The organism is Nonomuraea sp. NPDC049624, from assembly GCF_040675255.1.
Lineage (GTDB): Bacteria > Actinomycetota > Actinomycetes > Streptosporangiales > Streptosporangiaceae > Nonomuraea.
Genome location: NZ_JBFAOR010000003.1, coordinates 477,844 through 494,120, shown reverse-complemented (window position 1 = coordinate 494,120; position 16,277 = coordinate 477,844). Strand labels below are relative to the sequence as shown.

At 73.4% G+C, this 16,277-nt stretch carries 12 protein-coding genes; 4 read left to right on the top strand and 8 right to left on the bottom strand.

The window, feature by feature from the left end; genetic code table 11:
* Window positions 1-43 precede the first annotated feature (43 nt).
* Genes AB0J76_RS13685 through AB0J76_RS13675 form a run of 3 tightly spaced genes read right to left on the bottom strand, consistent with a single transcriptional unit; the run spans window position 44 to window position 4,761 of the window.
* Window positions 44-2,338 carry a phosphoketolase family protein gene (locus AB0J76_RS13685; protein WP_364389547.1) on the bottom strand — a complete coding sequence of 765 codons (2,295 nt, stop codon included), beginning with the start codon at window positions 2,336-2,338 and terminating at the stop codon, window positions 44-46.
* 33 nt (window positions 2,339-2,371) lie between these two features.
* Window positions 2,372-3,823 (bottom strand): HAD-IC family P-type ATPase, encoded by a 1,452-nt coding sequence (locus AB0J76_RS13680; protein ID WP_352329899.1) that lies wholly within the window; start codon window positions 3,821-3,823, stop codon window positions 2,372-2,374.
* Window positions 3,760-4,761: a hypothetical protein gene (locus tag AB0J76_RS13675; RefSeq protein WP_352329900.1), complete on the bottom strand. Its 1,002-nt coding sequence runs from the start codon at window positions 4,759-4,761 to the stop codon at window positions 3,760-3,762. Before AB0J76_RS13675 ends, AB0J76_RS13680 begins: the two co-directional genes overlap by 64 nt.
* A 372-nt stretch (window positions 4,762-5,133) precedes the next feature.
* Here AB0J76_RS13675 and AB0J76_RS13670 point away from each other — a divergent pair, with 372 nt between their 5' ends.
* Complete coding sequence (locus AB0J76_RS13670; RefSeq protein WP_352329901.1) at window positions 5,134-7,644, top strand: cation-transporting P-type ATPase; 2,511 nt, start codon at window positions 5,134-5,136, stop codon at window positions 7,642-7,644.
* A 46-nt stretch (window positions 7,645-7,690) separates the two neighbouring features.
* Here AB0J76_RS13670 and AB0J76_RS13665 read toward each other — a convergent pair whose 3' ends face one another.
* The 3 genes from AB0J76_RS13665 to AB0J76_RS13655 are packed head-to-tail and all read right to left on the bottom strand — an operon-like array spanning window position 7,691 to window position 9,550.
* A complete protein-coding gene (locus AB0J76_RS13665) occupies window positions 7,691-8,209 on the bottom strand; it encodes a flavodoxin (protein WP_352330680.1) in 519 nt (172 codons plus the stop codon).
* Window position 8,210: 1 nt separating this feature from the next.
* Entirely contained in the window at window positions 8,211-8,711 is a 501-nt protein-coding gene (locus AB0J76_RS13660) for a CBS domain-containing protein (RefSeq protein ID WP_352330678.1), read from the bottom strand.
* Entirely contained in the window at window positions 8,708-9,550 is an 843-nt protein-coding gene (locus AB0J76_RS13655; RefSeq protein ID WP_352330676.1) for a universal stress protein, read from the bottom strand. The genes AB0J76_RS13660 and AB0J76_RS13655 overlap by 4 nt, the downstream gene beginning before the upstream one ends.
* Window positions 9,551-9,771: 221 nt before the next feature.
* Between AB0J76_RS13655 and AB0J76_RS13650 the strand changes: the two genes are divergently transcribed.
* The gene (locus AB0J76_RS13650; protein ID WP_352330674.1) at window positions 9,772-11,025 is read left to right on the top strand and encodes a hypothetical protein; all 1,254 of its coding nucleotides are present in this window, start codon (window positions 9,772-9,774) and stop codon (window positions 11,023-11,025) included.
* A gap of 10 nt (window positions 11,026-11,035) precedes the next feature.
* On the opposite strand, the gene AB0J76_RS13645 is transcribed toward AB0J76_RS13650, so the two are convergent.
* Both AB0J76_RS13645 and AB0J76_RS13640 read right to left on the bottom strand, forming a co-directional pair.
* Entirely contained in the window at window positions 11,036-12,217 is a 1,182-nt protein-coding gene (locus AB0J76_RS13645; protein WP_364389543.1) for an acetate kinase, read from the bottom strand.
* A 174-nt stretch (window positions 12,218-12,391) separates the two neighbouring features.
* The gene (locus tag AB0J76_RS13640) at window positions 12,392-13,006 is read right to left on the bottom strand and encodes an SAM-dependent methyltransferase (protein WP_352330251.1); all 615 of its coding nucleotides are present in this window, start codon (window positions 13,004-13,006) and stop codon (window positions 12,392-12,394) included.
* Between the two features lie 189 nt (window positions 13,007-13,195).
* On the opposite strand from AB0J76_RS13640, the gene AB0J76_RS13635 reads away from it, so the two are divergent.
* Together AB0J76_RS13635 and AB0J76_RS13630 are read left to right on the top strand one after the other, a co-directional pair.
* Window positions 13,196-14,032 (top strand): MerR family transcriptional regulator, encoded by an 837-nt coding sequence (locus AB0J76_RS13635; protein WP_352330253.1) that lies wholly within the window; start codon window positions 13,196-13,198, stop codon window positions 14,030-14,032.
* Window positions 14,033-14,428: 396 nt separating this feature from the next.
* Window positions 14,429-15,886: an endo-1,4-beta-xylanase gene (locus tag AB0J76_RS13630; RefSeq protein WP_352330255.1), complete on the top strand. Its 1,458-nt coding sequence runs from the start codon at window positions 14,429-14,431 to the stop codon at window positions 15,884-15,886.
* Window positions 15,887-16,277 lie beyond the last annotated feature (391 nt).

Below are 16,277 nucleotides of genomic sequence, written 5' to 3'. Positions count from 1 at the left end.
GGCCCTCCTTTTCCGGCCGCGCGGGCCGGCGGTCCTTCGCGCGTCACCAGGTCCAGTCGCGGACGGCGGGGGCGTCCTCGCCGTGCTCGCGGGTGTGCGCGCGGGCCGCCAGCCGGGCGTCGGCCATGCGCTGGCGCAGGTGCGCCTGGGTGGCGCCGAGCCCGGGGACGCGGTCGATGACGTCGATGACCAGGTGGTAGCGGTCGATGTCGTTGAGCATGGCCATGTCGAACGGCGTGGTCGTGGTGCCCTCCTCCTTGTAGCCCCGCACGTGGATGTTGGGATGGCCGGTGCGGCGGTAGGTGAGGCGGTGGATGAGCGAGGGGTAGCCGTGGAAGTTGAAGATGATCGGCTTGCCGGTGGTGAACAGGGTGTCGAACTCGGCGTCGGGCATGCCGTGCGGGTGCTCCGAGGGCGGCTGAAGCCGCATCAGGTCCACCACGTTGACCACCCGCACCTTCAGCTCCGGCAGGTGCTCGCGCAGGATGGCCGCGGCGGCCAGCGTCTCCAGGGTGGGCACGTCGCCCGCGCAGGCCAGCACCACGTCCGGGTCGGCCCCCTCGTCCGAGGACGCCCAGGGCAGGACGCCGACGCCGCGGGTGCAGTGGGCGACCGCCTCGTCCATGGTGAACAGGTCCAGCACCGGCTGCTTGCCCGCGACGATCACGTTGACGTAGTCGCGGGAGCGGAGGCAGTGGTCGCCGACGGACAGCAGGGTGTTGGCGTCCGGCGGCAGGTAGACGCGTACGACCTCGGCCTTCTTGTTGACGACCACGTCCAGGAAGCCGGGGTCCTGGTGGCTGAAGCCGTTGTGGTCCTGCCGCCACACGTGGGACGACAGCAGGTAGTTGAGCGAGGCGACGGGCCGCCGCCACGGGATCCTCTTCGCCGACTGCAGCCATTTGGCGTGCTGGTTGAACATGGCGTCGATGATGTGGATGAACGCCTCGTAGCAGTTGAACAGGCCGTGCCGGCCGGTCAGCAGGTAGCCCTCCAGCCAGCCCTGGCACAGGTGCTCGCTCAGCACCTCCATGACCCGGCCGCCCGGGGCCAGGTGCTCGTCGGTGGGCTCGACCTCGGCGTTCCAGGCCCGCGTGGTCGTCTCGAAGACGGCCTGCAGCCGGTTGGACGCCGTCTCGTCGGGACCCATCAGCCGGAAGGTGTGCGGGTTGGCGTTGATCACGTCGCGCAGGAACGCGCCCAGCACGCGCGTGGGCTCGGTGGACTGGGTCGCGGGCGACTTGACCTCCACCGCGTGGTCGCGGAAGTCGGGCAACGCGAGCGGGCGCAGCAGCTCGCCGCCGTTGGCGTGCGGGCTCGCGCTCATCCGCAGCGGCCCCTCGGGAACCGTCCCCAGCAGGACGGGCGCCGGGCGGCCGTCGGCGTCGAACAGCTCCTCCGGCCGGTACGAGCGCATCCACTCCTCCAGCATGGCGAGGTGCTCGGGGTTCTCCCGGACCCCGGCCAACGGCACCTGGTGGGCCCGCCAGGTGCCCTCGACCGGCTTGCCGTCCACCTCGCGCGGGCCGGTCCAGCCTTTCGGCGTGCGCAGGATGATCATGGGGAGGCGTTCCAGGCGGCCTTCCTTGTAGGCGGCGATCTCGTCGAAGACGGTGTCGAGGGTGCGGGCCATCTCCTCGTGTGAAGGGCCGACCAGGTGCGGGCGGTAGCCGTACCCCTCCATGAGCTTGAGCAGCTCCTGCTCGGGGATGCGGGCCAGGACGGTCGGGTTGGCGATCTTGTAGCCGTTCAGGTGCAGGATCGGCAGGACGACGCCGTCGCGGTAGGGGTCGAGCAGCTTGTTGGAGTGCCAGCTCGCGGCCAGCGGCCCGGTCTCGGCCTCGCCGTCGCCGACGATGCAGGCCACCACCAGGCGCGGGTTGTCGAAGGCCGCGCCGAACGCGTGCGCGAGCGAGTAGCCGAGCTCGCCGCCCTCGTGGATGGAGCCGGGCGTCTCGGGCGCGACGTGGCTGGGGATGCCGCCGGGGAAGGAGAACTGGCGGAACAGCCGCCGCATGCCCTCGACGTCCTGCGAGACGTCCGGATAACGCTCGGTGTAGGAGCCCTCCAGCCAGGCATGGGCGACGGCGGCGGGCCCGCCGTGGCCGGGGCCGGCGATGTAGATCATCTCCTGGCGGCGCTCGGCGATGATCCGGTTGAGGTGGGCGAAGCAGAAGTTCAGCCCCGGGGTGGTGCCCCAATGGCCGAGCAGCCGCGGCTTGACGTGCTCCGGCCGCAGCGGCTCGGTCAGCAGCGGGTTGTCCAGCAGGTAGATCTGCCCGACGGACAGGTAGTTCGCCGCGCGCCAGTAAGCGTCGATGTGCTGCGTCGTCGTCATGATGACGATGATTTCCGGATGCGCGCCCGCGCCCTAGGGACCTTGGTCCCCTTCTCGGGGGGCGGAGGGCGGACGTCCGGCGGCGAGGGCGGCGGCCACCGTGCTGAACCGGTGGGCCCTGCGATGCGTCGGATGGGCGGCGGTGCGGCCGCCCCCGGCCAGGCTCTCCGGGGCGGCCCGGAAGAAGCGGCGCTTGGCCAGCTCGACGAGGGCCAGGTAGGCGACCACCATCAGGCCCAGCACCGCGAAGAACGGGCCGGGCAGCGGCTGGAAGCCCAGGGCGCCGGCGAGCGGGGTGACCGGGATGACCGCGCCGAGCACCACGACGCTCAGTGCGGCGACCGTCAGGGGCAGGCTCGGACGGCTGCGGAAGAACGGCACCCGCCTGGTCCTGATCGCGAAGACCACCAGTACCTGGGTGGCCAGGGACTCGACGAACCAGCCGGTGCGGAACAGCGGCGGCCCGGCGTGCAGGACACCGAGCATGACGGCGAAAGTGACGAAGTCGAACAGCGAGCTGACCGGCCCGAAGAACAACATGAACCGCCGGATCGACGACACGTCCCACCGGGACGGGCGCCGCAGCTGCTCGGGATCGACGTTGTCGGTGGGGATGGCGAGCTGGCTGGAGTCGTAGAGCAGGTCGTTGAGCAGGATCTGGGACGGCAGCATCGGCAGGAACGGCAGGAACGCCGAGGCCGCGGCGGCGGAGAACATGTTGCCGAAGTTGCTGGACGTCCCCATCAACACGTACTTCATGGTGTTGGCGAAGATCTGCCGGCCCTGGATGACGCCGTCGGCCAGGATGGCGAGGTCCTTCTCCAGCAGCAGCACGTCGGCGGCGTCCTTGGCGACGTCGGTGGCCGCGTCGACGGAGATGCCCACGTCGGCGGCGTGCAGCGCGAGCGCGTCGTTGACGCCGTCGCCGAGGAAGGCCACGTCCAGGCCGTTGCGCCGCTGGGCCCGCACGATGCGCGCCTTGTGCTCCGGGCTGACCCGGGCGAACACGACGGCCTGTTCGATGAGCGCGGCCAGCCGGGAGTCGTCGGCGGCCTCGACGTCCTGGCCGGTCAGCACCCGTCCGGCGGGCAGGCCCAGATCGGCGCACAGCTTGGCCGCGACCGCGGGGTTGTCCCCGGTGAGCACCTTGACGGTGATGCCGAGGCCGGCCAGGCGGCGCAGCGCCTGCTCGGCGCCGGCCTTGGGCGGGTCGAGGAAGACCAGCAGGCCGCGGAAGGCGAGGTCGTGCTCGTCGGCCTGGCTGAGGGTCGTCCGGCGGGCGGCGTCGCCGGTCAGCCGCCGGGTGGCCACGGCCACCACGCGGTTGCCGGCGGCGAACTCGGCCTCCAGCACGGCCCTGGCCTGGTCGGCGACGGGGGCGCAGCGCGCCAGCACGGCCTCCGGCGCGCCCTTGGTGACGATCATCCGGCCGTCGTCGTCCTCGACCAGGACCGAGGCGGTTCTGCGCTCGTGGTCGAAGGGCACGACGGCCAGCCGCCGGCCGGGCGGCCCGGGCCGGAGCGCGGCGGGCGCGTCCCACAGGGCGACGTCCAGGGGGTTGCCGCTCGCCGAGTGGCCCGGCTCCCCTGCCGGGCCAGCCGGTGGGTGCCGGCGGCCAGGCCGGTCGAGACCACGGCGGGCAGGAGCTGCGGGGAGATGCCGACGGCGATCGCGAGCGAGAACAGCAGCGCGTCCAGCACCGGGCGGTGCAGCACGAGGTTGACGACGAAGATCCCGGCGGTGAGCGCGGCGGCGACCCGCACCAGCAGCATGGAGAACCGGCGCAGCCCGATCTGGAACGCGGTGTCCGGATGGCGGTCGCCGAGCCGGAGCGCGATGCGCCCGAACTCGGTCCGTCCGGCGGTGGCCACCACCACGCCGGTGCCGGACCCGGCGTGCACGACGGTGCCCATCAGCGCGCAACTGGCCAGCTCGGCCAGCGGGCGGTCCGGGCCGACGGGCTCGACGGCCTTGGCCACGGGCATCGACTCGCCGGTCAGCACCGACTCCTCGCACTCCAGCCCCGCCGACGACACCAGCCGCAGATCGGCCGGGACGATGTCGCCCAGCCGCAGCGTGACGACGTCGCCCGGGACCAGCGTGACCACGTCCACCAGCCGGGGACCGCCGTCCCGCAGGGCCAGGCAGCGGTGCCGGATCTGGGAGTGCAACGCCTCGGCGGCCTTCTCCGCCCGGTACTCGTTGAAGAAGCCCAGCCCGACCGACACCGTCAGGATCACGCCGATGATGATCGCGCCCGTGGACTCGCCGAGGAAGAACGACGCGGCGGCGGTGACCGCCAGCAGGATCAGCAGGGGCGAGCGCAGCTGGCGGGCCAGCACCGCGACCCAGAGACCCGGCCTCCCGCCGTCCCCCGCAGAGCCGAAGGTCGGCCGGGCCAGGGCCGAAGGGCCTTCCCGCATGCCGTCCGGCGAGGGCGGGCGGCCTCGCCGGCGTCCCGCCGTCCGTCCCCGCGGCCTGCACCACGACCAGCCGCGTCCCGCGACGGGCCGCCTCGTCGGCGGCCCACAGCAGCGCGGCCGCGCAGTCCTCGGTGCCGTCGGTCCCGGCCACGATCAGGCGAATGCTCATACCTCCACGATCGGCCCGCGCGATGGGGGCGGAACAGTGCCGAAGGCCCCGCTTCCGGTGACTTTCGACCCTGCCGCCGTCCGGCCGGTCCCCGGAGGCTGGAGGGTGCACGTTTACCGCCCTGAGCAGGGCGAAGACTAGATCCTGAAGACACCTCGCAGCGACTCCGCCGGCCCGAGGGCCACGGCAGGAAGGACACCCACGTGACGCCCTCGTCCTCTGGCCTGTCGTCGGCGGAGGCAGCCGTCCGCCTGGAACGGGACGGCCCCAACCTGCTCCCGCGCAAACCGCCCACCCCGCTGTGGCGGCGCGTCGTCACCCAGCTCCGCGATCCGCTGATCATCGTGCTGCTGATCGCGGCGGCGCTGACCGTCGCCACCGGCGACTGGACCGACGCGGCCGTCATCGGCCTGGTGATCGTGGTCAACACGGCGGTCGGCGTGACGCAGGAGGTGCGCGCCGACCGCGCCATCACGGCCCTGGCCGAGCTGGCCACTCCTGACGCCCGTGTGGTGCGCGACGGCCACCAGCGGCAGGTCCCGGCGGGTGACGTCGTGGTCGGGGACCTGCTGGTGCTCGCCGAAGGGGACATCGTCCCGGCCGACGCCGAGGTGGTGGAGTCGGCGGCGCTGCTGGTCGACGAGTCGGCGCTGACGGGCGAGTCGGTCCCGGTGGACAAGGACGCGGGCGCGGCGGTCTCCTCGGGCACCGTCGTGGCCCGCGGCAGGGGCCGGGCGGTCGTCACCGCGATCGGCGCGGCGAGTGCGAGCGGGCGCATCGCCTCACTCATGGTCAAGGGCGCCGGTCTCACGCCGCTGCAACGCCGTCTGGTCGGGGTCGGCCGGCTGCTGGCCGGTGTCGCGGTGCTGCTGTCGGCGCTGGTGCTGGCCCTGGGCCTGGTCCGCGGCCAGCCGGTCGAGCTGATGGTGGTGACCGCGATCAGCCTGGTGGTCGCCGCCGTGCCCGAGTCGCTGCCCGCGGTCGTGACCCTGAGCCTGGCCCTGGGCGCCCGCCGGATGGCGGCCCGCGACGCGCTCGTCCGCAACCTGCCCGCCGTGGAGACGCTGGGCTCGGTGACCGTGCTGGCCACCGACAAGACGGGCACCCTCACCGAGGGCCGGATGGTCGCCCGGCACCTGTGGACCCCGGCGGCCGAGGCCGCGGTCACCGGCTCCGGCTACGCGCCCGACGGCAAGATCACCGGCGGGGACCCGGAGGAGTCCGCCGCGCTGCTGACCGCCGCGGCGTTGTGCAACGACGCCCGCCTGCGCCCGCCCCGGGACCCAGGTGGCGAGTGGACGGCGCTCGGCGACCCCACCGAGGCCGCGCTGCTGGCCGCCGCCGCCCGGCTCGGCCTCGACCGCGCGGGCCTGCAGGAACGGTTCCCCAGGGTCGCCGAGCTGCCCTTCGACAGCGACCGCAAGCGCATGAGCACGGTGCACCTGCTGCCGGGCGACGGCGTCCGCCTGATCTGCAAGGGCGCCCCCGAGGCGCTGCTGCGCCCGTCCGTGCTGACCGACGCCCCGGAGCTGCTCGCCGGCGCCGCCGAACGCGCCGACCGGTACGCCCGGGACGGCTACCGCGTCCTCGCGGTGGCGAGCACCGACCTGGACGCCGTCCCGCAGCCCGTACGGGAGGACGGGCTGAGGCTGCTCGGGCTCGTCGCGATCCTCGACCCGCCACGTGAGGCGGCGGCCGCGGCCGTGGCCGACTGTGCGCGGGCCGGCATCAGGACGGTCCTCATCACCGGCGACCATCCGGGCACCGCCCGCGCCGTGGCCGCCGACCTGGGCATCATCGGCGCCGCCGACCGGGTCGTCGACTGCCGCGAACCGGGCGCATTCGACAACGGCCCGGCCGGCGTCTACGCGCGGGCCACCGCCGAGCAGAAACTCGACATCATCGAGAGCCTGCGCACCCGGGGCGAGGTCCTGGCGATGACCGGCGACGGCGTCAACGACGGCCCCGCGCTGCGCCGCGCCGACATCGGCGTGGCCATGGGCAGGCGCGGCACCGAGGTCGCCCGGCAGGCCGCCGACCTCGTGCTCGCCGACGACAACCTGGACACCGTCGTCGCCGCCGTCGAGGAGGGCCGCCGGGTCTACGCCAACATCCGCCGGTTCCTGGTCTACGGCCTGTCGGGCGGCGCGGCCGAGATCGCCGTGATGGTGCTGGGCCCGTTCCTCGGATTGCCGCTGCCGCTGCTGCCCGCGCAGATCCTGTGGATCAACCTGCTCACCCACGGCCTGCCCGGCGTGGCCCTGGGCGGCGAGCCGACGGTGCCGGGAACCATGTCGCAGCCGCCGCGTCCGCCGGGTCAGAGCATCATGGGGGCGGGGTTGTGGCAGCGGGTCCTGCGCATCGCGGTCGTGCTCACCGCCGTCACGCTCGGCGTCGCCGTCTGGGGGTCGATGACCGGGCGGCCCTGGCAGAGCATGGCCTTCTTCGCCCTCGGCGCCACCCAGCTCGGCGTGGCGCTGGGCACCCGGACCCGCCCCGGCACCCTGGCCAACCCGATGCTGCTGCTCGCCGTGGCGGGCGCGTTCGTCCTGCAGCTGGCCGGGATCTACCTGCCGCCGCTGCGCGAACTGCTCGGCACCCGGCCGCTGTCGCCGGGAGACCTTCTGATCGTCGTCGCGCTGTCCACGCTCGGCTACGCCGCCGCCCGCCTGGACCGGATCCTGCACCCGTCCCCCACGCCCGCGCGGCACTGAGAACGGCGCCCGGCGGAGAACCGCCGGGCGCCGTTCCACGAGGCTGTCAGGACGCGGGCACCGGGAACGACGCTGCCAGGCTCTCACCCCACTGCCTGGCCCGCTCCAGCTCGCCCGGCGCCGGCGGCCCCTGCGTGCCGGTCACGTAGAAGCCGCACGGCGGCACGGCGAGCCGGACGCCGAGGCGACGCAGCCGTCTGGCGACCGCCCGCGCGGCCGAGCCAGGCAGGCGGGGCCTGGTCACGCGGGTGTCGAAGGCGGCCGAGCAGAGCCCGGCCGACGACGTGCTGAGCGTGGCCAGCCACTCGCGCACGCCCCCGCCGCGCGACACCAGCGGCCCGGCGGCCTGCTGAGCGGCCGACTCGCGGGTGGCGGCCCGGCTCATGGAGAAGGCGTGGGTCGGGCCGCCCACCACCAGGAGGGCGACCTCGTCCCCCACGTGCGCGGGGGCCGAGCCGACCTCCGCCACCTCGGCCCGCATCCGAGTGGCCAGCCCCTCGGCCACCGCCTGGGCGATCCGCTCGGTGTTGCCGAACATGGACTCGTAGACGACCAGGGCCTTCATCTCACGCCTCCCGCCGTTCCGGCAGGACGGGTTCGAGGTGGAACATCCCGGTCACCACCTCGCTCGGCTCGGGCCGCGGCGCGATCCGTCCGGCGACCGCCGACAGGACGTCCCGGGCGGTGATCAGGCCCACCAGGCCGTCGCCGGACAGCACGGGCACGGCGTCCACGTCGGCGTCCAGCATGGCGGCGGCGACCCTGCTCAGCGGGGTGTCCGGCCCCACCCGGGGCATGCGCGCGCCGCCGAGCAGGTCGCGCACCTCGCGGCCGGCCTGCTCCTGCGGCCCGCCGGACCAGGACGCGGCCAGGCACTCCCTGGTCAGGATGCCCAGCAGGCGCCCTCCGTCGAGGACCGGCAGGTGGTGCACGCCGGCCCGGCGCATCAGCTCCCACGCCATCAGCGGCGACTCCTCGGCCTTGACGGCCACCAGGACCCGGCTCATGACCTGTCCCGCCGTCGGCGACCCGTTCATGACCTGTCCGGCCGCCGGTGACCCGTTCATGACCGCTCCTCCGCGTCCGGCCGGACCACGGCGACCGGGCACTTCACGTGGTGCAGCACACCGTGGCTGACCGAGCCGAGCACGGCGGAGGCGAAGCCGCCCCGGCCGCGCGAGCCCACGACGACCAGGTCGGCCGATCCGGCCGCCTGCATCAGGGCCGTGACCGGATGGGCGCACGGCTGCTCGTCGGTGACGACCAGGTCCGGGTTGGCCTCCCGCCAGGGCACGACCCGCTCGCGCGCCGCGCCGGTCTCCTCGCGCATCAGGTCCTGGAGCAGGGAGTTGTACGTGACCGCGTACGGGGAGAAGACGGGCATCTGCCAGGCCGAGACCACGTGCAGCCGCGCGCCGCGGGCCCTGGCCTGCGTGACGGCGTACTCCATGGCCGCCTGCGCGTCCTGCGACCCGTCGTAGCCCACCACCACCGTGCCGTGCTCGGGGCCGGCGGCGGGGGCGCGGACGACCACGACCGGCCCTGACGCGTGCCCCGCCACCGCCATGCTCACCGAGCCGACCGTCATCCCGGCGAACCCGCCGAGCCCCCGGCTGCCCAGCACCACCCCGGCGGCCGTCGCCGACTCGCGGATCAGCTCCCCGGCCACGTTCCCGGACAGCAGCTCCGTCGTCACCTTGACGCCGCCGGACAGCGCGCGGGCCCGGTCGGCGGCCTCCTCCAGCAGCCGGGCGCAGTGCTCGGCGTTCGCTTCGTGCAGCCACTGCGGGCCGACGTGCACGAGACGCAGGTCCAGGCCCCGCCGCCGCGCGTCGGCGGCCGCCCATTCCACCGCTCCGGTCGCCGGGACGGACCCGTCCACACCGACGACGACGTGAGTGCTCATCGCGCATCTCCTTCACCGGTCGAAGCTCTCACCGTCAGGGTCCTACGGGCGGCGGCGCGGCGCCGGAGGAGGAAGTCCCGCCCGGCAGGGCCGTTGGTCCTCATCGGCTCGGCGGGCGAGTTCTGGCCCGATCCGGTCACGCCACCGCCTCTCCGTCCCACGCTCTGTAGTGTCGGGAAGCGCCCCTCGCGCAGTAGCCCGCTCCACGTGAGGACGTCCTCATGACCGAAGAAGCGGTTCCCCCCGTCGCAGCACCCGTCCCGCCCGCCCGCACCGGCGGCCTGCTGGAGAAACCCGAGCTGGCGGAGATGTTCGCCCTGGCCAAGAAGCTGAACGGCACCTGGCCGGTCTTCGCGCGCAGCCTGGATCCCGGCGACGACCCGGCGCTCCTGCGCAGCCGCTACCGGGCGGTGGCCGCCTCCACCGCCCGCTGGTCGGTGCGGCGCAGGCACGTCGAGGACAACGTGAGCGCCTGGATCCTGCTGCCCATGCTCGGCGTGGCCGCCGTCGTCCTGGTGTCGGAGTTCTCCGTCAACTCCGTGCAGAAGGTCTTCCTGGCCGTCGCGGGCCTCACGGTCTTCATCTGGATCGCCGTCTGGATCGAGAACCGGCGGCATCGCCCGCTCTTCCGCTATGTCCTCGATCCGCTGGCCAGCGTCCTGGGGGTCGGCTGCTTCCCGGCCGTCCTGTACCTCCGGCACGCCGCCGGCCCCGCGTGGGCCGTCGAGCTGGCGGGCCGGGGATGGCTGCCGATCCCCCAGAGCATCGGCACCGTCAGCTGCGCCCTGGTCCTCGGGATGATCCCGGTCAAGGTGGTGATGTGGCAGTGGGACCGCGAGTCCAGGACCCCGCCCACCGAGCCGCTCTTCGAGCAGCTGGCGGCCGTCCTGGCCCGCGCCGAGCCCGACCGCCGCGGGCAGCTCGCGCCGGGGGCGCGCAGGGAGATCCTCGCCCTGCTCGGCAGGGTCGCCTTCCTGCTGCGCGTCGGCATCCCGACCGTCGCCCGGGGTGGGACGCCGCTGACCAGGGCCGTCGTCCGCGCCCGCGCGGTCGAGGCGGCCAAGGCCGTCATCGACCTCCAGTTGTGGGTGGCGCTGCCGTCCCCGACCGCCTACGACGACCTGCGCACCCGCGTCGCCGAGCTGACCCGCACGGTCATCACGGGCGAGTACGACCGGCTCCCCACCCGCGACACCACCCCCGAGGAGACCCGCCGTTCGTGGCACGCCCGCGTCCTGGAGACCGTCCGGACGCTGGTCATCGCCCTGCTGCCGGTGGCCGGCCTGGTGACCGCCGACCGGCTGGGCCTCAGGCTCCCGGCTCCCTTCGACGACGGCGCCATGATCGCCGTCGTGGCCTGGGCCGTCGTGCTCCTCCTGGGCCTCCTCGACCCGAACTTCGCCTCCCACCTGGCCGCCGCCCGTGACCTGACCACGCTCCCGACGTTCAACCGGAGCACGGACAAGGGCGCCTAGCGCGGCCCGGTCAGCCGGACCTCAGGCGTGCGAACGTCTGGTGGGCGATCTCCCACTCCTCGTCGGTGGGGATGACGAGCACGGGCACCTCGGCGCCGGGGACGGACACCGCCCGCTCGCCGGCCGCCCCCGCGGCGTTGAGCACGGGATCCACCGCGATGCCGATCCGCTCCAGCCCCGCCAGGCAGGCGGCGCGGGTGGCGGCGTCGTGCTCGCCGACGCCGCCGGTGAGCACGATCGCGTCCACCCGGCAGCCGAGCAGCGCGTGGTAGGCGCCGACGTACTTGCGGATGCGCCGGGTGTAGATCTCCAGGGCCAGCCTGGCCTCGTCGTCGTCGCGGGCGCGCACCTGGCGCATGTCGCCGGATCCGGTGAGCGCGAGCAGGCCGCCGCGGTGGCTGAGCTCGTGCTCGACCTGCTGGGCGTCCAGGCCGCCGGTGCGGGCCAGGTACGCGGCCAGGGCCGGGTCGACGTCGCCCGAGCGGGTGCCCATGACCAGCCCTTCCAGCGGCGTCATGCCCATGGAGGTGTCGACGCTGCGCCCGCCGGAGATCGCGGTGGCGCTGGCGCCGTTGCCGAGGTGGAGCACGATCAGGTTGAGCCCGGCGAGGTCGCGGCCCAGGAGGGCGGCGGCGCGGCGGGAGACGTACGCGCACGAGGTGCCGTGGAAGCCGAAGCGCCGCACGCCCTGCGCCCGCCACTCGCGCGGCACCGCGTACGTGTACGCCTCGGGCGGCAGCGTGCGGTGGAACGCGGTGTCGAACACGGCCACCTGCGGCACGTCCGGGAACACCTTGAGCGCCAGCCGGATGCCGGTCAGGTTGATCGGGTTGTGCAGGGGCGCGAGCGGGGCCAGCTCCTCGATCGCGGCGATGACGTCGTCGTCGATGAGCACCGCCTCGGCGAACCGGGTGCCGCCGTGCACCACCCGATGCCCGACCGCGACCGGCGCCGGCTCGGGGCCCGCGGCGGCGAACGCCGCCAGCATCGCCTCCAGCCCGTCCCCGTGGCCGGCGAAGGGACGTTCCCGGACGTACGGCGGCCCGTCCCCGCCGTGGTGCGTGATCCGCCCGAGGTCCTCCCCGATGCGCTCGACCAGCCCTCTGGCGGCGCGCTCGCGGGTGTGCGGATCGACGAGCTCGTACTTGATGGAGGAGGATCCCGTGTTCAGCACGAGAATGGGGTCGGCCATGCCCAAGACCCTAAGTCCGTTCCGGGGGCCGGGTGGCGGCACGGATCTCGTTCGGGACTTCCGGCCCTATCGGCCCTCGGCGGCGAAGGGAACCGGGCCGATGACGTGGATCACCCGCACGGTCGCAGCATGCCTGCCGAGCGCGACCGATGCGGCAGAACCGGAAGGTCACCGCTAGTTCCGGACGCCCACCCCGGCCGTCCGGGCGTAGACGGCCTTGCCCGCCTCCTGGGCGGCCGCCGGGACGGTGTCCGCGCAGACATGGCTGATCGCCAGATGGCTGCCGGGCGCGAGGCCCGCGCGCAGGGTCGCCGCGTACTCGGACGCCGCGTCCTCGGGGATGAAGTGCCAGACGGCGACGGTGATGACGCCCACGGGCTCGCCGAAGTCGATGAGCCCGGTCACGGCCGGATCCTTCATGATCGCGGCGGGGTCGCGCAGGTCGCCGAACACGGTGGGCGCGTCCGTACGGCCCCGACCGGCGGGGACGACCTCGGGATCGTTGTCCACGCGGACGACGCGCGCGTCCGGCCGTACCTCGCGGACCACGCCGAGGACGCTCGGCTCGACCGGCAGGCCGCACCCGATGTCCAGGAACTGGCGGACGCCGGCCTCGGCCATGGCGCGGGCGGCGCGCAGCACGAAGCCGCGGTTCGCGCGGGCGGCGGCCTCGATCGTGGGGAGCCGCGCCTTGAACGCCTCGGCCGCCTGCCGGTCCACCGGGTGGTTGTCCGTGCCGCCCAGCAGGTAGTTGTAGATCCGCGCGGAACTGGGGGCTTGATCGTTCATGGCGATCCCTTCGGAGTTGAGGGGTGACGCGGGACGCGTGGACGGAAGGCCGACCAAGATCATGATGGCACGGCCGCCGGAGCGCGCGCCGGAACAGCCGGGCGACTTCAGCGCCGGGCGCGGCGGGCCGCCCGGGCGGCGATCCAGGTGGTTTGTCTCCGCCCCAGGGGCAGGGTCCATACTCGGGCGGTGTCCGATCTGATGACCACTGGACAGTTCGCCGCGCGGTCCAACCTGACGCTCAAGGCGCTGCGGCTCTACGACGCCAAGGGGCTGCTGCCGCCCGCCGAGGTCGATCCCCGCACCGGTTTCCGCCGTTACGGCCCGGCGCAACTCGCCGCCGCCCGGCGCATCACGCTGCTGCGCGCCATCGACATGCCCCTCGCCGAGGTCGGCAGGGTGCTGCGGCTGGATGGCCCCGCGGCGGTCGAGGCCATCGCGAAGCACTGGAGCGCCCGTGAGGAGCAATGGCGGGCACGCCAGTCGTTGCTGGCCTACATCCGGCAGGTCTTCCTGGAGGAGGCGACCCCCGCGTACGAGGTGCGCCTGCGGGACGTGCCCGAGCAGCGCGTGATCTTCATCCACGGCCATGCGCGAGCCTCGGGCCTGACGGACTTCATCACGGACGCCTCGGCCGCGCTCTTCGCCCATCTGGGGGCGGCCGGCGGCTGCCTGTCCGGGCCGCCGTTCGCCGTCTTCCACGGCACGGTGAGCGAGGACTCGAACGGCCCGGTGGAGGTGTGCCTGCCGACCGGGAGCCCGATCGAGCCCGCCGGCCGGATCGGCGTCCGGCTGGAGCCGTCCCACCGGGCCGCGTACGTCGAGGTCAGCAAGGAGCGGTCGCACTACCCGGCGATCCTGCCGGCGTACGACACGCTCAGAGCCTGGCTGGACGACCACGGGCTGGCCCCGGCGCTGTCCATGCGCGAGATCTACCACCCGAACCGGGAGACGGCGGGCCCGGCGGAACACGTCACCGACGTCGCGGCCCCGTTCGCGCCGCCGGCGGGCCCGGGGCAGCCGTAGGGGACGCCCGTGTCATGGTTCCGCCTGTTCGTGCGTCAGCGCTGACAAGTCGCGGTGCCGGCGGGACGGAGCAAATACGAGCCGGACGACCCTGTCAAGAGCGCCCGAACCCCGAAGCGGCCGAAGACGCGTCCCACCTCCAAATGGGCGCCGCCGTCGCCGTGAAACTTTCACGACCCGCCGACCGAAACTTTCGACAGCTACCGGCCTGGATGACCAGCCTTTGCAAGCAAGCCAGACTCCGAAAGTTTTACCCTATCCTTGACAACTTTCGGCTAGATCCACACACTGAGTGCCCGAGCCCGGCTCCCCCCATCCGCTCCCCAGCGCCTCGGGCGCACCCCTCCGAAGTGCGCCCCACGACCTTCCCCATGATTCGCGTACGGAGGCTCAAGCATGCGTGTCAACGCCATGTCCCCACCGACCGCCGGACGGCTGCCCGGCGCGCGCCGCCGGGCACTGATCACCGGCGCGATCGGCGCGCTCGGCCTGCTCACGGCACTGGCGACGGCGATTCCGGCCGACGCCGCGGCGAGCACGCTCGGCGCGGCCGCCGCCCAGAGCGGCCGCTACTTCGGCACCGCCATCGCCGCGGGCAAGCTCGGCGACTCGGCCTACACGACGATCGCCAACCGCGAGTTCACCATGGTGACGGCCGAGAACGAGATGAAGATCGACGCCACCGAGCCCAACCGGGGTCAGTTCACCTTCACCAACGGCGACCGGGTCTACAACTGGGCCGTGCAGAACGGCAAGCGGGTACGCGGCCACACCCTGGCCTGGCACTCCCAGCAGCCCGGCTGGATGCAGTCGTTGTCGGGCGGCTCGCTGCGCCAGGCGATGATCGACCACATCAACGGCGTCATGGCCCACTACAAGGGCAAGATCTACGCCTGGGACGTGGTCAACGAGGCCTACGCCGACAGCGGCGGCGGCCGGCGCGACTCCAACCTCCAGCGCACCGGCAACGACTGGATCGAGGTGGCCTTCCGCACCGCGCGCGCCGCCGACCCGGCCGCCAAGCTGTGTTACAACGACTACAACATCGACAACTGGACCTGGGCCAAGACGCAGGGCGTCTACAACATGGTCAAGGACTTCAAGGCGCGCGGCGTGCCGATCGACTGCGTCGGCCTGCAGTCGCACTTCAACGGCAACAGCCCGTACAACAGCAACTACCGCACGACCATCCAGAGCTTCGCCGCGCTGGGCGTGGACGTGCAGATCACCGAGCTGGACATCCAGGGCGGCTCGGCCACCACGTACGCCGCCGTCGTCAACGACTGCCTGGCGGTGCCGCGGTGCACCGGCATCACCACCTGGGGCGTCCGCGACACCGACTCCTGGCTCGGCTCCGGCGCCAGCGCGCTGCTCTTCGACGGCAACGGCAACAAGAAGGCCGCCTACACGGCGGTGCTCAACGCGCTGAACGGCGGCAACACGACACCCCCGCCCGGCGGCGGCGCGGGGCAGATCAGGAGCACGGCCGCCGGCCGCTGCGTCGACGTGCCCGGCTCCAGCACCGCCGACGGCAGCGCGGTGCAACTGTGGGACTGCAACGGTCAGAGCAACCAGCAGTGGACCCAGACCTCGGCAGGAGAACTGAAGGTCTACGGCAACAAGTGCCTGGACGCCGGGGGCACAGGCAACGGCGCCAAGATCCAGATCTACTCCTGCTGGGGCGGCGACAACCAGAAATGGCGCGTCAACACCGACGGGACGATCGTGGGCGTGCAGTCCGGGCTGTGCCTGGACGCCGTGGGCGGCGGCACCGGCAACGGCACGGGGCTGCAGCTGTACACCTGCTGGGGCGGCAGCAACCAGAAGTGGACCTACAACGCGGGCACCGCGTGAGCTTCGCCGGGCCGTCGCGCCGGGGCGGCGCGGCGCCGGCCCCGCGGGCCCCCCCCGCCCCCCCCCCCGGCTCCGCCCGCCGACCGCCCCCGGCCCGGCGAAGCCGGGGGCGGGTCGCCTTCCCGCATCCCCGTGAAACTTTCATCGTGACGGGACGTCTCCGCGGAGACAGAACTCCAGGCGGGAAGGCATGCGCGGGACAGAGCCCGGCTCGGCCGGCGATCCGCTCATTGACGCCGGACGGACCGTCGGATGTACTCCCTCACTACGGACCAGACCCACCGGCAGGACGATGTTAGCGCTAACAACCCTACCCAGCCAAGGAGCCCCCGACATGCAACCGATGGCCCAGGACACGACGGTGACCCGATCGGCCATTTGTTAGCGCTAA